Origin of the sequence: Bradyrhizobium canariense (assembly GCF_018130465.1) — a bacterium.
Classification (GTDB): domain Bacteria; phylum Pseudomonadota; class Alphaproteobacteria; order Rhizobiales; family Xanthobacteraceae; genus Bradyrhizobium; species Bradyrhizobium canariense_C.
The window spans coordinates 901,824-921,326 of record NZ_JAFCKJ010000003.1 but is presented as its reverse complement, the minus strand read 5'-3'; the positions used below and the strand labels follow the sequence as shown (position 1 = coordinate 921,326).

Here is a 19,503-nt window from a genome sequence, read left to right as displayed (position 1 = left end):
TCCAAAGCTACTTCGCAGACAGCGACGGCGGCGGGACGAAGCCGCCGTATTCGTGTTCGATCAGTCCGGCCAGTGCAATCGTGGTCCGGTCCTCCAGATAAGGCCCGATGATCTGGACGCCGATCGGCAGGCCCAAGGCCGTGCGCTCGATCGGAACGGCGGTTGCGGGCAAGCCGCAGGTCGAGGCGGGATCGGCCCAGATGAAGCACGCATCGGAGTAGTCATAGAGCTTTCCATCGATGTCGAGCTTGCGCGCGTCGAACGGCTCGGAATGGTCATGCGGGAACGCCGGCACAGCGGCAGCCGGATAGATCACCGCGTCGAAGTCGCGGAAGAACTGCTGCCAGCGCTGCTGCAATTGCAGGCGCGCTGCGTCGGTCGCGAGCCAGTCGCGATGGATCATGCCCCAGCCGCGGGCGCGCTCGGCTTGCAGGCTGTGGTCGTCGGGCGCGAGTGCCGCGGCAACACCTTGCGCCTCTGCGAGGGCGGCCGGTGTCAGGCGTGGACTTCGCGCTGCGTTCAACAGCTTCATGTAGAGCCGCGCGGATTCGGCGAGATCGGGCAGCGACGCACTCGAGCGCGCAACCCGCGCGCCTGATCGTTCGAGCCGCTCGGCCAATCGTCCAATGGCTGAGCGCACCGCGTCACCCGTCGGCATCAGCGGATGCGTATCGATCACGAGGATCCTGAAATCCCTGAGCTGGTCATGGCGCGGGGCGGGCAGCGCAAGGCGATAGCCGATCCCGTCGCGCGTTTCGTCGGGGCCGGCAATCACGCCGAGCGCTAGCGCAAGGTCCGAGGCCGTGCGCGCCATCGGTCCAACGACAGCCAGATCGCCCTGACCGGGAACGGGCGGTGCCGGCGGCAGGCTGTATCCGCGCAGCGGGACCAGGCCGAGGCTTGGCTTGTGTCCGAACACACCGCAGAAATGTGCCGGCACCCGGATCGAGCCGCCGATATCAGAGCCGATCGAGAGCGGTCCGAACCCCGCGGCCAGCGCCGCCCCCGATCCACCCGAGGAGCCACCGGGCGACCGGCCGAGATCCCACGGGTTGTTCGTCGTCCCGTGGATCTCGTTGTAGCTCTGGAAATCCCGCAAGCCGATCGGGATATTGGTCTTGCCGATGATGACGGCGCCCGCCGCCTTCAACCGCGAGACGACAAGGGCGTCCTCCGGCGGTTGGAAATCCGTGAAATGCGGAAAGCCCCATGTCGTCGGCAGGCCGGCGATGTTGAACGGTTCTTTCAACGTCACGGGGATGCCGAGCAATGGCTGGCGCTCGCCGCGGCCAAGCGCGGCGTCGGCAGCGCGCGCGGCGTCTCTTGCGCGATCAAAATCGCGAACGATGACCGCATTGATCCGCCCGTCCAGCGCCTCGATGCGCGTGATCGTATGCGCGAGCAACTCCGACGCAGAAATCGTGCGCGCGTGCAAGGCGCTCAGAAGAGCGCTGATTGAGCCGTAGTCCAGATCAACGGCGTCCGCGGCCGAACCTCTTTGCATCACCATCTCCATCCGCGCTACGAAGCCGCAATTCGCGAACCGATCCAAGGATGGATGATGCAATGTTTGGAGCGAGATGAGGAGACGGCGCAATGGGAACCAGATCTGTCCGCCGGTCGGGGCGGCTTGCCGTGAAGAACGTGGCGGCAAGCTCGCCTGCGGCGCATCCTTCGAGACGCGCCTGCGGCGGGCCCTCAGGATGAGGGCGCGTTTTGCGGCAAGATATCAGACCCTCATGGTGAGGAGCCCGCCAAAGCGGGCGTCTCGAACCATGCAGGCCGTGCTCGTCCAGCAGCCTCTTAGGAGGCTTCCTTGAGCACCGGCGAAGCCGATTCCTCGGCCTTGAGCTCCTCGAGGCTGCGATGCCGCGGCTCGATGCCGAGCGCCCAGACCGTGATGATCTGCACCACCAGCAGTCCGATCATCAGCGCCATCACGCCGGCCACGCCGCGCGTCTCGAACAGCGACACCACGAGGAACGGCGTGACGATGGTGGCGCCGCGCCCGAGCGTATTGACGATGCCCGAAGCGCGCAGGCGGACCTCGGTCGGAAACAGCTCGGGGATATAGATGCCGAACAGGAGCGCGACCAGGACGTAGATCGGCACCGTCAAGGCGAAGCCCACGGCCGGCAGCAGGATCGGATCGGAGATCATCGGGTATAGGATGCCGAGCACCACTGCGATCAGCGATGCGCCGATGATGGTCGGCTTGCGGCCCCAGCGGTCGGCGGTCAATGCGCCGATCGCCGCGCCGACGGGAGCGCCGAGCGCCATCAGCAGCGAATAGCCGAACGACGTTGCGATCGAGAGCCCTTGCTTGACGAAGAACACGGGCAGCCAGGTCACGAAGCCATAGAGCAGGGTGTTGATCGTGATCAGGCAGACGGCGCCGACGATCATCCGTGACAGCAGGGGAGCAGTGAAGAGCGTGCCGAGATCGGGGGACACCGGGGCCGGTGCCGTAGCTGCGGGAGGAGGCAAGGGCCGGCCCTGCGCTGCCTCCTTCTCGATGGCCTGCATGAGCTCTTCCGCTTCAGTGGTGCGACCGACCGCTTCCAGCCAGCGCGGGGATTCCGGCAGCGACTTGCGCATGTACCAGACGACGAGCGCGCCGACGCCGCCGAGCACGAACATGGAGCGCCAGCCGAACTGCGGCACCAGAACGGATGCGACCAGCAGGGCGACGGGCAGACCGGTGACGACGCAGACGGCCGTGAATCCGAGCCATTTTCCGCGGGTGCGCGCGGGCACGAATTCCGTCATCGTCGAATAGCCGACGACGTTCTCCGCCCCGAGCCCAACCCCCATCACGAAGCGGCAGGCAATGAGGAAGGCCATGCTCGGCGAGAACGCGGCGGCCAGGGAAGCGATGCCGAAAAGCAGCAAATTGAATTGATAGGTGAAGCGGCGTCCGTAGCGGTCGCCGAGGAAGCCGGTGCCGAACGATCCCAGCATCATGCCGACGAAGGTCGCGGAGATGAATACCGCATTCTGAGCGAGCGTCGAAAAGCCGGTCTTCAGCGTCACGCTGAGCACGGTGCCGGCGATATAGATGTCGAAGCCGTCGAAAAACATGCCGATGCCGATCAGCAGCATGATGCGGCGGTGGAATGGCCCGACCGGCAGCCGATCAAGACGGCTGCCTGCGTTCACCGATGTCGACATATACGCTCTCCCTTGACTGTTGTTCTGGTCGATGCGGCCCGCCTTCTGTGAGCGATCTGCCGCATGCAATGTCTGCTAGTTGAGGCGCTTCTGGCCGGCCGTGTCGCGATACCAGTCGAACGGTTGCTCGTGGGTCGCGACCATCACGCTCTTGGTGTTGAAGTGGTCGTTGAAGCTTTCGGTGCCGCATTCGCGACCGATGCCGGAATCGTCGACGCCGCCCCAGGGCGAGGCCGGGTCGAGCCGATGGTGATCGTTGATCCAGACGATGCCGGCCTTGACCGAGGCGGCGACACGATGCGCGCGGGCGACGTCGCGGGTGCGGATGGCTGCGGCGAGGCCGAACGGCGAGTCGTTGGCAAGCCGAAGCGCATCGGCCTCGTCCTTGAACGGCGTTATCGACGTGAAGGGACCAAACACCTCCTCCTGGAAGATGCGCATGTCGGATGTGACGTCGGCGAAAACGGTCGGCTCGACGAAATAGCCGTTGTCGTGACCCGGCACCTTCGCGGCAACACCGCCGGTGACGAGACGCGCGCCATCCTCGTGACCGTAGCCCGCGTAGGTGAGAACGCGGTCGCGCTGCCGGGCGGAGATCACGGGGCCCATTTGGGTGTTCGCATCGAAGGGATCGCCGACGCGGATCGTGCGGGTCTTGGCCTGCAGCTTCTCGACGAATTCGTCATAGATCGTGGCCTGGACGATGTGGCGCGAGGCACAGACGCAAGTCTGTCCGGCGCCGATGAAAGCGCCGAACGCGGCGTAGTTGACGGCGCGGTCGACGTCGAAATCGTCGAACACCATCACCGGCGTTTTGCCGCCGAGCTCCATGGTCTGATGCGCGAACACTTTTGCGGCCGCGCTGCCGGCGATGCGGCCTGCCTCGGTGCCGCCGGTCAGGACCAGCTTGTTGATGTCGCCATGCTCGGCCAGCATCTTGCCGGCGCTCTGGCCGAGGCCGAGAACGATGTTGAAGACGCCCGGCGGAAGCCCGGCTTCGGTGAAGATCTGCGCGAGCTTCAAGGTCGTCAGCGGCGTGTATTCGGACGGCTTGACCACGGTGACGCATCCGGTCGCCAGCACCACGGCCAGCGACTTGCACAGGATCATCAGCGGATGGTTGAACGGCGTGCAGTTGGCGACGATGCCGATCGGCGTGCGAAGCGTGTAGTTCAGATACGCGCCTTCGACGGGGATGACGGAGTCGCGGCGCGCCAGCGCAACGCCCGCAAAGTAGCGAAAGAAATCGGGCAGGCGGGAGAGCTGGGCGCGGGTCTCGTTGACCGGGCGACCGTTGTTGAGGGTTTCCAGCCGGTACAGGCTGTCGAGATTGGCCTCGAAGGCATCGGCGAGCTTGTTGACCAGTCTGGCCCGCGCGCGTGTGTCCATGCCACCCCAGGCCTTGCCTTCGAACGCCGCGCGCGCGCTCTTCATGGCGCGGTCGATGTCTTCAGCAGTTGAATTGGGAATTTGGGCAATGACGTCGCCAGTCGCGGGGTTGCGGACGTCGAGCATCACGCCGTTGCCGGCTTCGACTTCACGTCCATCGATGAAGTTGCCGTGGGTTTCGACGTCGATCGACGCAGGTCTTGAAGGGATGTTCATGATGACTTCTCCTCGACGATGACGGCGTTGCGCTTGAGCGCCGGCAGAACGCGTTTTTCGGTGGCCCCGATATGAGCCTTGATGATGCGCGCCGCGGTTCGCGTCTCGCGCCGCTGCATGGCGTCGATCAGGGCGACGTGCTCGCCGACGAGCTTCGCGGGGTCGTGCCCCCTAAGGTTGGAGATGCTGACGCGGACCAGCCGGTCGGCCTGGCCGATCAGGTCGCACAGCGCCGTCGCCATCCGGCGATTGCCGGACGCGTGCGCCAGCGCGGAGTGGAAGCCGCGATTGTAGGCGATGAAGTCCTCGTGGTTGCCGGAGAAGCGGCGAAATTCATCGAGCGACTTCAGGACACTGTCGGGCGCACTCTCGATCGCCTCAGTGACGCAGGCCGGCTCCAGCGCGAGACGGAAGCGTAGCAGGTCGCGGGCGTCCGACAGCGAGATCGGCGTGACCCGGTAACCCTGCCGCGGCTGTACCGTCACCAGATGCTCGCGCTGCAGCTGCAAAAGCGCATCCCGGACCGGCTGCCGGCTCACTTCATAGCGCTCGGCGAGGTCCTGCTCGCGCATTTCATCACCTGGTGCAAAGCGACAACATAAAATATCAGACCTGAGGCGGTCGTAGATATTCTCGCGCAAAAGCATCATGTTTTCGATCTCCGTGGCGTTAATATCTCAGTCGTGATATTTCACGTCAAGAGCCAAAAGCTTGAATTCCCTGACAGTTGATTTATCAATCAGCGCCTCCGCGGCACGCCAGCGGCCGACGAAGTGAAGGAAAGACCGGACATGGACAGGCTTCTTGCCAACGGGACCGTCAACGCCGCGCAATCGGGCGAGGGGCCGCCGCTGTTCCTCTTTCACTCGCTGTTGTCGGATCGCGCGAGCTTCGATGCGATCGTGCCCGAGCTTCAGGGGGCGTTTCGCGCCATCGTGCCGGAACTGCCGGGGTTCGGCCGTTCACGCCCGGTGGACGGCGGCCTTACTGCGGTCGCGGACCGGATGGCCGAGGCGGTGCGCGAAGGCGCGGGCAATGCGCCGGCGATCGTGCTCGGCAATGGTTACGGCGGGTTCGTCGCGTTGCAGATGGCGATCCGGCATCCGGAGATCGCCAGCAAGCTCGTTCTCGCCGACAGCGGCGCAGCGTTCTCGGAGCCCGGCCGCGAAGCGTTTCGCAACATGGCGAAAACATCGCGCGAGAAGGGGTTGGAGGCCATCACTGACGTCGCGATGCGTCGCCTGTTTGCGCCCGAGTTCCAGGCGCAGCATCCGGAGTTGATGCAGGATCGTCGTGCCGCGTTTCTGCGAACGGATCCCGACGTGTTCCGTGCCGCGTGCGATGCATTGGCGAGCCTCGATCTCCGAGCTGAGCTTGCCGCGGTGAAAGCTCCGGTCCTCGTTCTCGTCGGCGAGCACGACGAAGCGACGCCGCCGCCGATGTCGCGTGAATTGGCCGCCGGATTGCCACGCGCCGAGCTCAAGATCATCCCGGGCTGCGCCCACGTGCCGCAGCTTCAATCGCCGCGACAGTTTCTCGGAGCTCTCCAAGGCTTCCTGCTTTGAAAAAGGCTTCCTACTTTGAAAAGCCTTCCTGCTTTGAAGCAGCGATGCCTCCCGAACGGTTAATGGTTCGGCCCGGCGGCGAATTCAGGTTAGGGGGCGCTCGGTCGCCAGATCGCGGGATACGCACTCCTTGCCGCGCTCTATGCGGGATCGATGGGCCTGTACGCGCTGCTGCTTGCGTGGCATTGGGGGCGGTGAAGCCTGGATACTGACGAGCATGTTCGCCCTGACATTCCTTGGGACCTCGGCCAGCGTTCCGTCGGCGGAGCGCAACCATCCGGCGCTCCTGGTAGAGGTGGCGGGCAAGCGCATCCTGGTTGATTGCGGCGAGGGTACGCAGCGCCAGTTGCTGCGCAGCGGTGCGGGGTTTCGGCGACTTGACCGCATCCTGCTGACGCATGCCCATCTCGATCACGTGCTCGGCGTCCCCGGTCTCTTCTCGACATTGGGGTTGCGCCAGAAATCGGACGTGATGACCGTCCATGGAGGGCAGGGTACGCTCGACATCGTCATCCGCATGCTTGCCGGCCTGTGGGGCGCGGGCAGGGCACCGATCCCTGTGGAATTCGCGCCGCTGGCCGAAGGGCGGGTTATCGACGCCGGCGACTTCACCATCGACTGCTTTCCGGTCCGCCACCGCGACACCGACAGCTTTGGGTTTTGCTTCCAGGGCCCCGCACGTCGCCATCTTGAGCGGGAGCGACTCGCTGAGTTCGGTGTTCCCGATGGGCCGATGCGCGGAGAACTGGCCGCAGGACGACCGGTCGTGATTGACGGCCGCACGGTCGATCCCGAAGACGTCATGGGGCCGCCGAGCGGCGGCAGGAAGCTCGTGCTGATCGGCGACACCGAAACCACAGACGGGCTGTCCAAACGTGTCGCCGATGCCGATCTGCTGGTGATCGAGGCGACCTTCCTCGATCGCGACGCCGCGACCGCACGGGACTATGGCCACCTCACCGCACGCGAGGCGGCTTCATTTGCCGCCGCGAACAACGTCGGGCAACTCGTGCTGAATCACATGTCGGGGCGCTATCGGGACGAAGAGCTGCTGGCCGAAGCGACAAGGATTTTTCCAAACACGCGGATCGCCGCCGACTTCGATCACATCGTGATTTAGACGCAGCGACCGTTCTCAGCTCGTCAATCCCGACTTGATTGCGAGGTCCTGCACCTCTCGCGTCGCCTGCATCAGCCTTGGCAGCGCCTGGTCGCGGAAGGTCGGCATGTCCATGCGCATCGCATCGACAGTGACGCTCAATCCCCCGATCACGAGACCCCGCGCGTCGAAGATCGGCGTTGCCAGCGTGCGCAGGCCATAGGCGTTCTCGCCGTCGGAGACGGCATGGCCCTTCTTCTTCACCTGATCGAGCCGGGCGAGCAGGGCATCGAGATCGGTCAGCGTTCGCTCCGACAGTTTGACGCGAGGGCGCGCTTCCAGTCGCTCGATCTGCTCGTCCCGCGCCAGATGCGCCAGCATGGCATGGCCGAGCGCGGCGCTGTAGGCGGGAATGCGCGTGCCCGGCCGGCGATCCATCTTGTGGCGGTCGAGGCCCGCGCCGATGCGCGCGAGATAAATCACGTCGCCGCCGTCGAGGATTCCGAGCGAGGCCGCATCGCCGACATCAGGCACGAGCTCGCGCAGCAGCGGCTCGACGATCGGCCGCAACGATCCGTGCGACAGCACGGTGTAGCCAAGGTCGAGACAGGCAACCCCGAGGCGGAACCGTCGGCTTTGCGGAACCGCCTGGACATAGCCGAGTTCGACCAGGGTCTGGATCAGCCGGAACGCCGTCCCGCGATCGAGATCGGCGCGTGCGGCAATCTCACTCAGGGTCAACTCGAAGGCCTCGCTGGTGAAGCCCTTGAGCACCGCGAAGGCCTTGCCGACGGAAGCGACATAATTCTTGGGATTCTTCGGGCTCGTTTCCGATGCGCGCTTTGTGGCCTTCTTTTCGATCTTGGCCATGCTTGAATGTCCCGCCATGGCATGTCGCCCTTGACGTGGCGGCAAGCTGATTTTACGACAGGTCAAGCTAATAACAAATGTTCGCATTCCGAACAATATCGATTTGACGATCGGAGGAAGTTTGTCGACATCATCGCTGCACCCCCATGGCGTGTTCTCCGCCGCGCTGACGCCGCTCGACCCCGAGCTCGCCCCCGATCATGCGCGCTTCATCGCGCATTGCCGCCATCTTCTGGACGAGGGCTGCGATGGCATCGCGTTGCTGGGCACGACAGGCGAGGCGAACTCCTTCTCGGCAGCCGAGCGCACCGCACTGCTGGAGGCGGTCGTCGCCGCCGGCATCGCGCCGCAGCGGCTTCTGCCCGGCACCGGTGTCGCCGCGCTCAGCGAGACGGTCGCCCTGACGCGCCATGCCCTCTCGGTCGGCGTCGATACCGTGGTGATGTTGCCGCCGTTCTACTACAAGGGCGTTACCGATGACGGCATCTTCGCCTCCTACAGCGAGGTCGTGCAGCGCATCGGCGATGCCAGGCTCAAGGTCGTGCTCTATCACATCCCGCAGATGTCGGCGCAGCCCATCTCGCATGCCCTGATCGAGCGGCTGCGCGCGGCTTATCCGTCCACCTTCACCGGCATCAAGGATTCCTCCGGCGACTTCGCCAACATGACCGCGATGGTCGAGCGCTTCCCGGGCTTTTCGGTCCTGGTCGGGGCCGATCCGCTGCTGTTGCCGCTGCTGCGCAAGGGCGGCGCGGGCTGCATCACCGCGACCTCCAATCTCGTCGCGCGCGATCTCGCCTATGTCTACAAGCATTTTCGCGACAGCGACGACGACGCGGCACTCAAGGCTGCGCAGGCGCGCATCGTGAAAGCGCGCGAATTGGTCTCGCGTTTCCCGCAGATGGCCTCCCTGAAGGCGCTGGTGGCCGAGCGCACCGGCCATGCCGGATGGCAGCGCCTGCGGCCGCCACTGGAATCCTTGCCGCCGGAGCAGGTCAAACAGCTGCTCGCCAATGCGACGGCAATCGCCGCCTAGCGCGGCGCGCGACGAGGCGATCCGATGTCCGACCCTTTCCGTGATGCGTTGACCGGGCTTGCCGCCATCGTCGGCGACAAGCACGTCATCGCGTCCGGGGCCGATCAGGAGCCCTATGTGGTGGACTGGCGCGGGCGTTATCACGGTCGCGCCGCCGCCGTGGTGAAGCCCGGCTCGACCGCAGAGGTCGCCTCCGTCGTCGAGTTCTGTGCGGCAAGGCAGCTCGCGATCGTACCGCAAGGTGGCAACACCGGCATGTGCGGCGCCGCGACCCCGGACGAGCGTGCGGCCAACGTCGTGATCCGGCTCGACCGCATGCGGGCCGTGCGCGACGTCAGTCCGCTTGCCAACACCATCACGGTCGAGGCCGGCTGCATCCTCGCCGAGGTGCAGAATGCGGCCCGGGACGTCGATCGCTATTTCCCCCTGAGCTTAGGTGCCGAGGGTTCCTGCCAGATCGGCGGCAACATCTCGACCAATGCCGGCGGCACGGCCGTGCTGCGCTACGGACCGACGCGGGATCTCGTGCTCGGGCTGGAGGTCGTGCTGCCCGACGGGAGAATTTTCAACGGCCTGCGTGCGCTTCGCAAGGACAACACAGGTTACGCGCTCAAGCAGCTCTTCATCGGTGCAGAGGGGACGCTCGGCATTGTCACCGCTGCCGTGTTGAAATTGTTCTCGCCGCCGCGCAGCTCGGCACTGGCGCTGCTCAAATTGCAGGGCGTCGAGCCGGCGCTCGAGATCATGCAACGCCTGCGCGGTGCGGTCGGCGACCGGCTCGGCAGCCTCGAGATCATGTCGCGATCACAGATCGAGGCGATCGCGGAGACCGTGCCGCATGTCACGATCCCGTTCGAGCTGACGACCCCGTGGTATCTGATTGTCGAGCTGACCGACACGCTCGCGGGCGTCGACCTCGACGAGCCGCTCGGCACGGTGCTCGTGGATGCGATGGAGGCGGGACTCGCCGAAGACGTGATTCTGGCGTCCAACTTGGCGCAGGCGAAGGCGATCTGGGCTGTCAGGCACAGCGTGTCCGAAGGCAACAAGCGCAGCGGCTATGTCGTGTCGCACGACAGTGTGGTGCCGCTGGAGCGTCAGGCTGCCTTCGTCACCAATGTCGAGGCCCGGATCAATGCCGCCGTGCCGCATGCGCGCGTCGTGATGCACGGCCACATCGGCGACGGCAACATCCACGTGATCGCCCTGATCGACCGCGCGCATTGCCGGGATCCGGACGCCACGGCCGCGCTTGTCGCGCAAATCAACGAGATCGTCGACGACGAGACGGCGGCGCAGGGCGGGGCGATCAGTGCCGAACACGGCATCGGGATCACCAATCGCAGCCGGCTCGCCCGCGTCACCGATCCCCTCGATATCGAGCTGATGCGCGATATCAAGCAACTGCTCGATCCCAAGGGCCTGATGAACCCGGGCAAGATCTTCAATGTCGGAGGCGCGCGACGATGACGAGCGTCCGCCTGCTTGCCGATGATCTGACGGGCGCGCTCGACACCGCGGCGGAGTTCGTCGGCCTGTGCGGACCGTTCAACGTCACCTGGCCGGAAGCGTCCGGGTCGCAGGAGTCCGGAAGCCTCGCGATCGACAGTGGCAGCCGCGAGCGGTCGAAGGCAGAGAGCACCGAGATCGTCGGACGGCTGGCGCCGCTGCTCCGCGAGGCGACCATCGCCTACAAGAAGGTCGACAGCCTGCTGCGTGGCGCATGGGCCGCCGAGCTCGGGGCCTGCCTGCGCGGCGACCATTGGGCGTCGTGCGTTGTCGCACCTGCCTTCGACTATCAGGGCCGCCGCACCGTGGGTGGCCAGCAATTTGCGCGTACGGTACAAGGCGAGTGGCATCGCGTCGGAGAGAATCTCCTGACCCTGTTGCAGGTGGAGGGCATCGAAGCACGGCAGGGCCGGGCCGATACGCTCTCGCAGGGCGGCGTTCAGGTCTTCGATGCCGAGAGCGATATCGAGCTCGATCGTGTGGTCGAGATGGGACGGCGCATGCCGGGGCCCGTGCTCTGGTGCGGAAGCGGCGGGCTGGCCGGCGCACTCGCCCGCAGTCATCGCGCCGATGCGCCGGACCAGTTGAAACTGCCGGTGCTGGGGCTGTTCGGCTCCGACCAGGTTGCCACCGCCTCCCAGCTTGCAGTATGCGGTGAGGCGACCATCACGCTTGCGGAAGCTGAGGGCGCGCCGCGCGTCCAGCGTAAGCTGGCCGCCGACGGCGTGGCGCTGGTCAAGTTCTCCCTCGCCGACGGTCTGACCCGCGCCGAGGCGGCACGGCGGATCGCGCGCGAGATGACGGCGCTGATCGCGGCACTTGAGCCGCCGGGCACGTTGATCGTTGCCGGCGGAGAGACTTTGAAGGCCGCATGCGTTGCCCTCGGCGCGCATGCGTTGCAGGTGACAGGACGTATCGTGCCGGGATTGCCGCGCTCGATCTTGCAGGGCGGCCGCTGGGCCGGCGTCGATGTGATCTCGAAATCCGGCGCGTTCGGCCCCAGCGAGCTGTGGCGCGATCTGCTTCGGACCAATCATTTGCTCAACATGGAGAGTCCGACATGACCTCTCGCCATCTTGCCATCACCATGGGCGATCCGGCCGGAATCGGGCCGGAGATCATCGTCAAGGCCTGCGCCGGGCTGAAGGACCGGATCGCGACGGGCGATCTGCGTCTGTTGATCATCGGCAGTGGCGCGGCACTGAATGGCGCGATAGCCACGCTCGGTGCCGGTATTGCGATCCCGGAGGTCACGCCCGACGATCGCGACTGGCCAAACTTGTGCTTCCTCCAGGCCGACGTCGAAGGCGACCCGATCAAGCCCGGCGTGCTCTCGGCCGATGGCGGCCGCTTTGCCTACAAGGCGATCGAGCAGGGCGTGCGCCTGACGCAGGCGGGACGGACCGCGGCCATCGTCACGGCACCGCTCAACAAGGAAGCCCTCAACAAGGCTGGCTATCATTTCCCTGGCCATACCGAGATGCTGGCGCATCTCACCGGCGTGCGCGGCTCGGTGATGCTGCTCGCCCACGGCAACATGCGCGTCAGCCATGTCTCGACCCACGTGGCGCTGGAGGACGTGCCGAAGCGTCTGACGCCGGAGCGCCTGCGCATGGTCATCGACCTCACCAACGATGCGCTGCTCCGGCTCGGCATCGCCAAGCCGAAGATTGCCATCGCCGCGCTCAATCCGCACGCGGGGGAGGGCGGCCTGTTCGGCCGGCAGGATATCGACGTGTCCACACCGACGATTGCAAAAGCGGTCGCCGACGGCCTCGATGTCGTCGGTCCCGTGCCCGGCGACACCGTCTTCGTCAAGCTGCGCGCCGGCCAGTACGACGCCGTGGTGGCGATGTATCACGACCAGGGACACATCCCCGTCAAGCTGCTCGGCTTCCAGGTCGATCCCGCGACCGGCCGTTGGCAGGAGCTTTCCGGCGTCAACATCACGCTGGGCCTGCCGATCATCCGCACCTCCGTCGATCACGGCACCGCCTTCGACATCGCCGGCAAGGGCATCGCCAATGAGCACAGCCTGATCGAGGCCATCGACTATGCCGAACGGCTGGCCGCTGGCGCCTCCGCATCCAAATCATGAGATCGAGCGCGACGATGACCAACGCTTTCACACCCATCGAAATCCTTCGTCCGACCGTCCTCGAGTTCGGCTGCGGCACGATCACCGCAGCGGCGCGCTTCGCCGAGCGCATCGGCGCCAAACGACCGCTCGTGATTTCCGACCCGTTCAACGCGCGCCGCGTCGACACGCTGGGGCTGCCCGGCGCGGTCAAGGTGTTCGGCGACGTCAAGCCCGAACCTGATCTGCCCAATCTCGACAAGGCCGTGGCGATGGCACGCGACGTCAAGCCCGATCTCGTCATCGGTTTCGGCGGCGGCAGTGCGATGGATCTCGCCAAACTGGTTGCCGTGCTCTGTACCTCCGAAGTGGCCTTTGCCGATATCGTCGGTCCCGAGAAGGTGGCCGGCCGCAGCGTGGCGCTGATGCAGATTCCGACCACGTCGGGCACCGGCAGCGAGGCCGGCACCCGCGCGCTCGTCACCGATCCCGTCAGCCAGAACAAGCAGGCGGTGCAGAGCCGCTTCATGCTGGCCGATATCGCCATCGTCGATCCGGACCTGACGATGACCGTGCCGAAGGAGGTCACTGCCGCCACCGGCGTCGATGCGCTGGCGCATTGCGTCGAGGCCTATACCAGCCGCAAGGCGCATCCGGCGATCGACCTCTACGCGCTCGAAGGCGCCCGGCTGGTCGGCCAATATCTCAAGCGCGCCGTCGCCGACGGCGGCGATCGCGAGGCCCGCGCGGGTCTGGCGCTGGCCTCGCTGTACGGCGGCTATTGCCTCGGGCCGGTGAACACGACCGCCGGCCATGCCGTGGCCTATCCGCTTGGCACGCGCCATCATGTGGCGCACGGGCTCGCCTGCGCGGTGATCTTCCCGCATACGCTGGCGTTCAACATGCCGGCGGCGGAGGCGAAGACGGTGGCGGTGCTGGCGGCACTCGGACTGCCGGCGCAGAGTGATGCGAAGCTTGCATTCGAGGCGACTTATGGGTTCTGCAGGAATCTCGGAATCGAGATGCGGTTGTCCGCACTCGGCGTGCCCCGGGACGATCTCGGCGTGATGGCTGACGAGGCGCACGCCATTCGCCGCCTGCTCGACAACAATCCGCGCGACCTCGGCCGGGATGCGATCCTGAACATGTACGAGGTCGCGTTCTAGCCATCTCCGCGCACGCGCGCGGCAGCCAATCAACAACAGGAAATGCAGAGGAAACTTCGATGAGATCGATGTGGCTTGTTCTTGCCTCGGTCGTGCTGCTGGCGACGTCGCCGGCGAAGGCCCAGGACGGCTATCCGTCCAAGCAGGTGACGGTGATCGTTCCGTTCGCCGCCGGCGGCACCGCGGACATTTTCGCGCGTATGGTCTCGAACCATCTGCAAGTGAAGTTCGGCAAGCCGTTCGTGGTCGAGAATGTCGGCGGCGCCGGTTCGATCCTCGGCGTGACGCGGCTGGCGAAGTCGGCGCCCGACGGCATCACGCTCGGGCTTGCCAGCACGTCCGCGCTCGCAATCAACCCCACTCTCTACGGACCGAAGCTCAGTTACCAGCCGGACAAGGATCTGGCACCGGTTGCTCAGATCAGCGTCGTGCCGAACGTTCTCGTCGTCAACCCCGACAAGATCAAGGCGCGCACCGTGCCGGAACTGATCGCCTATCTCAAGGCGAACCCGGACAAGGTCTCGTTCGGCTCGGCCGGCGTCGGCACTTCGCAGCATCTCGCCGGCGAGCTGTTTCAGCAGATGACCGGCACCAAGATGGTGCACGTGCCCTACAAGGGCTCGAGCCAGATGCTGACGGATCTGCTGAGTGGCCAGATCGATCTCGCCTTCGACAACGTGCCGCTGCTGCTGCCGCAGGTGAAGACCGGCCAGCTCGCAATGCTTGCGACCGCAACCCCGAAGCGCGCTGCCTTCGATCCGCAGGTCCCCGCCGTCGCCGAATTCCTGCCCGGCTTCGAGGCCGTTGCCTGGCACGGCTTCTTTGTCCCCGCGGCGACGCCGAAGCCGATCGTCGAAAAGCTCTCGGCCGAGATCCGCGCTTTCATGCAGCAGCCGGAGACGGTGCAGAAGATGGCCGAGCTCGGCGCGACCGCCGTCGCCGTGGATTCGGAGCCGTTCGCAGCCTACATCGCCGCGGAAACGGCACGCTGGAAGAAGGTGATCGAAGCCGCGAACATCAAGCTGGAGTAGAGGCGTGGCGTCGCCGGTCTTTTGACACCCGTGATGGGCCGGATCACGACTTGGCCGCCTTGGCGCGATCCGGTCTGAAACGCACTGCGTTGGCTCACATCATGGGATCCTGGAAAGTGCAGGTGACGCCGGTCGGGCCGTCTGGAGTCTCCTGCCGCAGCTCCGGACGTGACACAATGACGGTACGCTCGGGATTGGCGAAAGTCTCCCGCATCTCGATCATGAGCGCATTGTCCTCGAGCGTCATCATGCGGCCTGACCCGATCGCTCCATCCGCAGCCCGGGCCACGCAGTACCTGAACTTCACGGGATCATAGTCCGGAAGTGGGAACAGATTGCGGCTGTCGGGGTCCGTCGGCCGCTCCATCACCCATTCCACTGATGATCCGAGCGGTTCGATCTCGCCAGGCGGCGGTGGGGCGAGAAACGAACGGAACTCGCCGGTGCTCTGGTTCTTGATGAAGTACAGAATGTCTCCGCTGACCTGAACCGCGAGACCGGCGAGGATTTTATCGCCTGTCTCGATCGGGAGGTTGTCGATCAACGTGATCGCCTGCGGCTTCGGGGACGCTGGTGACTTCGTGGTCGCCTCATCCGACGGCGTGTTGTGCCACCAATCCCACCACGCAAAGTGTTTGGGCTTGCGGTTGGGCCAGTGGCCGGTACCGATCTGAGGTAAGGAAATATTCGGTAGCGCACCGTTGCGGCCGTCGAGACCCACCCACAACAACGATTTTGGATCGTCGGCGTGCGTGTCCAGGGCCGACGCGGATGGCCGACGCACATCCGGCACGTTCCATCCGGCTGCTGCGAAGACGATCTGCTGAGGCCAGGGTGTGGAAATGAGCGCCCCCGACCAATTCAGCATCGATTGAAGCGCTCCTCCGAGGGACGGTGGATCGATGCTGCCGAACGTCGGGTGCCTTGCCGAAAACGGCCCCGAAACGAGTTCTGTCCAGAACTGGAATAATTCCGGCTCCGTGATGACATCCGGCTTTTGCGGAATGCCGTAGCGATCGAGATTGGCGGGGGACGCCTTGAGCAGGTTGACGTCGGCAGGCACGAGTTCGTAGAGGCCGCACCGATCAATCTCGAACATTTTTCTTTCCTCCGGTTTCCTTCCCCTCGTCGAAGACGCCGGTGTCCCCCCACTCGCCTTTGGCGTTTTCGACGAGCTTCGCGAACTTCGGCAGGTATGTCTTGTCCAGGAGAATTTTTTCGGTGATTGCCGCCCCGAGTTTCACTCCCGCCCTTGTATCGGACGGATAGTGTAGGCCCGCGATTTCGCGGTTCCGCGAAATCCTGTCGGCAAGGGCGACAAGCGTCTTTCCGATCGTTGTTCGACCTGCGGCGCTCGGGGCTGGATCGGCAATGCCCAGCGTTTGCGGCATGACCTCGGTAAGAAGCGCAGCGAAGACATGAGATTGAGTGGCGTGACCGCTCGGGAAAGACGCGTGTCCGCCGTGCTGGATCGGCGACATGAACCCGGGAACCACCTGTGTCGGGCGGGGCCGATTGAAATGCGCCTTGTAGTGCATCGAAATCAACGCCGTCAGCGCGTCCGCGACGATCAGCATGCGCGACGTCGCCGGGTGTGTCGTCGCCGTCGCGGACACCAGATGCAGGAATTTGCTGATGAACTCGTCGGCCTCGGTGACGATTTCGTCCATGGCGGTCGCGCGTTCATTGACTGCCATGTTTCTCAATATGCCGATGTCGTTCTCGAGGTCCGCGTCCCATGGGGTCGGACCCTTGCCGAGCAGGGAAAATCCACCGAGCCTCTTGAGCCAATCCGCCTGACTGGCAAGATCGGACATCACGACCCATGCGTACCACCGGGTCGACCAGAGCCTCATGCCAAAGCCGGTGGCATCGAACCTGGCGCCCTTGGTATCGCGTTCGCTTACGAACGGGCGGTCGACGCGGTCGGCGAACATGGCGCCGCCGGATCCACCGGTGCCGCCGTATCCTCCATACCCGCCATACCCCCCGTATCCACCATACCCTCCGTAGCCGCCATACCCACCATATCCTCCGTATCCGCCCGCCATATGTGCCTCCTCTGTTGCGATCTTCGGTGCTGCTCTAGGTGTTTCCTTGCCGAAGTGCCGATGCCAGCCGCGCGAGCGCTGCTTCGATGCGCGCCAGGGTCGGCTTCGGCCATGGCGAGGTCGCGATCCATTTCAGATCGAGCTGGCCGGCCGTCATGAGTGGTCCCGCAAAAGTCTGCGCGTCGTCGAGATGTTCGCTCTCCACTAGTGCGGCGACGAGAATGCGCAGATTCACCTGGTTGCTGGGCAGCAGGGTCGCGACTCGTGTCGCGCGTTCGATGGCCGAGTTCAGGTCATTCGTTGAAAAGTGTGCCTGAGCTGCGATCATCTCCGCAAACCAGGCGTGCCTGTCTCGTGGCGACAGCCGCAGATTGATCGCCGCATCGGCGAGCGCGTCCTCATACCGCTCGCAGCGGACATTCACGGCGGCACGATATGCGAATGCGAGCGCCAGGTTGGGGGTAAGTTCGATCGCACGATCGAGCTGCTTGAGGGCGCCGGCATGATCGTGCTTGCACTGCGACAGCGTGTAGCCGCCGACGGCATTGGCGAGCGGGTCGGCCGAGTTGCGTTCCAGCGCCCGGTCGGCGAGCGCTCGCGCGGTGTCGAGCTCGTTCGGCGCGTTCGCGGACCATCCGCGGGCCACGCGCTGCATGTGCCAGATGGCGCTGTACGACAGCGGCGGCGCCCAATCGGGGCTGAGGACATGCGCCCGTTCGAAATTGGTTCGTGCCGTCACGAATGTCGTGTAGTCCGGACTGAACATCTGGTCGTAGCCGACCAGAGCCAACTGATAGGCGTCGAGATCGTCGGGTCTCTTTTGCATTGCGCGATGAAGCTCCCGATCACGGACTTGCGGCGCGAGCGAACGTATCACCTCGACAGCGATGCGATCCTGCAGGTCGAAGACGTCGGCTGCGGTTCCGCTTAGACGGTCGACGCGAACCACTTCGATCGTTTCGGCAGCAACGAGTTCGGTGGATATCCGGATCATGTCGCCGACGCGCTGAATGCTTCCATGAAGCAGATATTGCGCATTGAGATCGCGGCCGATCGCGCGCAGATCCGGCGTCTGCGACATCGGGATCATCGTCGATCCCCGGGAGATGACGAACAGCTCTTTCAAGCTCGACAGGGCCTGGACGACGCTGTCGACGATGCCGATCGTGAATTGAGGCTCCAGAGCTGGCGTCAGTGCGCGAAAGGGGAGAACGGCGACCGACGGACGGCTGACGGTGAGCCCGGCCAGACCGACCGCGGGGGCGGCCACAGAGGAGGGAGCCGGCCGTGCGAGGGTCTCGGGCTGCTGCTGTCGCAGGCCGGTGATCAAGTCCTGTGTGAGCTTATGCGGCTCGATATCGTAGGTATCTTCGAGCTGGCGCCAGAGCCGTGCGTAGACCGCGAGTGCCGCTCCGATACTGCCGGCCGTTGTGTGGCTCTTGATAAGGACACGAACGGCCCGCTCGTTCTCGGAATCCAGCCGGAAGATCGCCTTCGCCGCAGCCTCCGCCGTGGCCGTAACGATTGTCTCGGCCTCATCGGGCAACAGCCTCGTCAGCGCGTCGATCAGCCGTTCGTGAATCAGCGGTCGCGTCTCTGCAAGCCATTCCGAAAATGCGGGATCTACGCCTTCCAGATCGTCTAGGATATCATCGGTCAGGCGCTCGCGTGAGAGCAGGAGCGGGTGGACGATGCCTCGCTCGGCATCCGCGACGATTTCCATCACATCACACGCCACGTGTTCGATATCCAGCGCCACGTGCATCTGGTCTGCATGGAAATGCGTGCAGCCGAGCGCCTTGAGTTCGCGCTGAATCTGACTCAGCGATTGACGCAGCGAACCTTTTGCGAGGGGGTCTTCCTTCTCACTCCAGAGCAACCCGACCAATTTGGTCCTGGGTAACTGGCGTGCCGAGGAGAGCATCATGTAGCCGAGAAGCGCTTGCGCCTTTCGGCTGAGGCCGATCCCTTGTCCGTCCACCGATGCTGAAAATGCTCCGATGATATTGAGTCTTAGCCGGCCGGTCTCGGCCTCGCCAACCGCCTTGTCGCCGTTGACTCCCGACATCTCGTCCCATCCCCCGTCGACATCGTCGACGACAGTGTAGGAGGGCAGGTTCCGGGAGCCTAGGCTTGGTGAGATGCAAATGATCGGTTTGCGATGTTCGCGAAACCAATGACACGTGAGCTCAGGAGTACAGCCCGCCGGATCTTGTGCAATTCTTGAATGGTACATCTTGGTTTGTCAGATGGTCAAGGGTTGCTGAATGATCGACATGCGACCTGACGGGCGAATTGAAAAGCGCTTCTCACTTCGAGCCGA

General features: G+C 64.7%; 16 protein-coding genes. 8 read left to right on the top strand and 8 right to left on the bottom strand.

Annotated features, from left to right (window positions below):
• Window positions 1–7 precede the first annotated feature (7 nt).
• The 4 genes from JQ591_RS13230 to JQ591_RS13215 form a co-directional block, all read right to left on the bottom strand.
• The gene (locus JQ591_RS13230) at window positions 8–1,504 is read right to left on the bottom strand and encodes an amidase (RefSeq protein WP_433995200.1); all 1,497 of its coding nucleotides are present in this window, start codon (window positions 1,502–1,504) and stop codon (window positions 8–10) included.
• Window positions 1,505–1,803: 299 nt separating this feature from the next.
• Window positions 1,804–3,171: an MFS transporter gene (locus JQ591_RS13225; RefSeq protein ID WP_211396398.1), complete on the bottom strand. Its 1,368-nt coding sequence runs from the start codon at window positions 3,169–3,171 to the stop codon at window positions 1,804–1,806.
• Between the two features lie 75 nt (window positions 3,172–3,246).
• Window positions 3,247–4,776 (bottom strand): aldehyde dehydrogenase, encoded by a 1,530-nt coding sequence (locus tag JQ591_RS13220; protein ID WP_211396397.1) that lies wholly within the window; start codon window positions 4,774–4,776, stop codon window positions 3,247–3,249.
• Window positions 4,773–5,423: a GntR family transcriptional regulator gene (locus JQ591_RS13215; protein ID WP_211396463.1), complete on the bottom strand. Its 651-nt coding sequence runs from the start codon at window positions 5,421–5,423 to the stop codon at window positions 4,773–4,775. Before JQ591_RS13215 ends, JQ591_RS13220 begins: the two co-directional genes overlap by 4 nt.
• A 144-nt stretch (window positions 5,424–5,567) precedes the next feature.
• Here JQ591_RS13215 and JQ591_RS13210 point away from each other — a divergent pair, with 144 nt between their 5' ends.
• Together JQ591_RS13210 and rnz are read left to right on the top strand one after the other, a co-directional pair.
• A complete protein-coding gene (locus JQ591_RS13210) occupies window positions 5,568–6,341 on the top strand; it encodes an alpha/beta fold hydrolase (protein WP_211396396.1) in 774 nt (257 codons plus the stop codon).
• Between the two features lie 217 nt (window positions 6,342–6,558).
• Window positions 6,559–7,461 (top strand): ribonuclease Z, encoded by a 903-nt coding sequence (gene rnz / locus JQ591_RS13205; protein ID WP_211396395.1) that lies wholly within the window; start codon window positions 6,559–6,561, stop codon window positions 7,459–7,461.
• Between the two features lie 15 nt (window positions 7,462–7,476).
• On the opposite strand, the gene JQ591_RS13200 is transcribed toward rnz, so the two are convergent.
• A complete protein-coding gene (locus JQ591_RS13200; protein WP_211396394.1) occupies window positions 7,477–8,310 on the bottom strand; it encodes an IclR family transcriptional regulator in 834 nt (277 codons plus the stop codon).
• A 121-nt stretch (window positions 8,311–8,431) separates the two neighbouring features.
• On the opposite strand from JQ591_RS13200, the gene JQ591_RS13195 reads away from it, so the two are divergent.
• From JQ591_RS13195 to JQ591_RS13170, 6 genes are read left to right on the top strand one after another with little or no spacing between them, the layout of a single operon-like run.
• Window positions 8,432–9,346 (top strand): dihydrodipicolinate synthase family protein, encoded by a 915-nt coding sequence (locus tag JQ591_RS13195; protein WP_211396393.1) that lies wholly within the window; start codon window positions 8,432–8,434, stop codon window positions 9,344–9,346.
• Window positions 9,347–9,370: 24 nt separating this feature from the next.
• Window positions 9,371–10,816 (top strand): FAD-binding oxidoreductase, encoded by a 1,446-nt coding sequence (locus tag JQ591_RS13190; protein WP_211396392.1) that lies wholly within the window; start codon window positions 9,371–9,373, stop codon window positions 10,814–10,816.
• The gene (locus tag JQ591_RS13185) at window positions 10,813–11,919 is read left to right on the top strand and encodes a four-carbon acid sugar kinase family protein (protein WP_211396391.1); all 1,107 of its coding nucleotides are present in this window, start codon (window positions 10,813–10,815) and stop codon (window positions 11,917–11,919) included. The genes JQ591_RS13190 and JQ591_RS13185 overlap by 4 nt, the downstream gene beginning before the upstream one ends.
• Window positions 11,916–12,953, top strand: a complete 1,038-nt coding sequence (pdxA, locus tag JQ591_RS13180) for a 4-hydroxythreonine-4-phosphate dehydrogenase PdxA (RefSeq protein WP_211396390.1) — start codon at window positions 11,916–11,918, stop codon at window positions 12,951–12,953. The genes JQ591_RS13185 and pdxA overlap by 4 nt, the downstream gene beginning before the upstream one ends.
• 14 nt (window positions 12,954–12,967) lie before the next feature.
• Window positions 12,968–14,098, top strand: coding sequence for an iron-containing alcohol dehydrogenase (locus JQ591_RS13175; protein WP_211396389.1), 1,131 nt, complete (start codon window positions 12,968–12,970; stop codon window positions 14,096–14,098).
• Between the two features lie 59 nt (window positions 14,099–14,157).
• Entirely contained in the window at window positions 14,158–15,129 is a 972-nt protein-coding gene (locus tag JQ591_RS13170) for a Bug family tripartite tricarboxylate transporter substrate binding protein (RefSeq protein WP_211396388.1), read from the top strand.
• Window positions 15,130–15,223: 94 nt separating this feature from the next.
• On the opposite strand, the gene JQ591_RS13165 is transcribed toward JQ591_RS13170, so the two are convergent.
• From JQ591_RS13165 to JQ591_RS13155, 3 genes are all read right to left on the bottom strand, one after another.
• A complete protein-coding gene (locus tag JQ591_RS13165) occupies window positions 15,224–16,228 on the bottom strand; it encodes a G1 family glutamic endopeptidase (RefSeq protein WP_211396387.1) in 1,005 nt (334 codons plus the stop codon).
• The gene (locus JQ591_RS13160) at window positions 16,215–17,066 is read right to left on the bottom strand and encodes a phosphatase PAP2 family protein (RefSeq protein ID WP_211396386.1); all 852 of its coding nucleotides are present in this window, start codon (window positions 17,064–17,066) and stop codon (window positions 16,215–16,217) included. The genes JQ591_RS13165 and JQ591_RS13160 overlap by 14 nt, the downstream gene beginning before the upstream one ends.
• 148 nt (window positions 17,067–17,214) lie before the next feature.
• The gene (locus JQ591_RS13155; RefSeq protein ID WP_211396385.1) at window positions 17,215–19,248 is read right to left on the bottom strand and encodes a BTAD domain-containing putative transcriptional regulator; all 2,034 of its coding nucleotides are present in this window, start codon (window positions 19,246–19,248) and stop codon (window positions 17,215–17,217) included.
• Window positions 19,249–19,503: the final 255 nt, after the last annotated feature.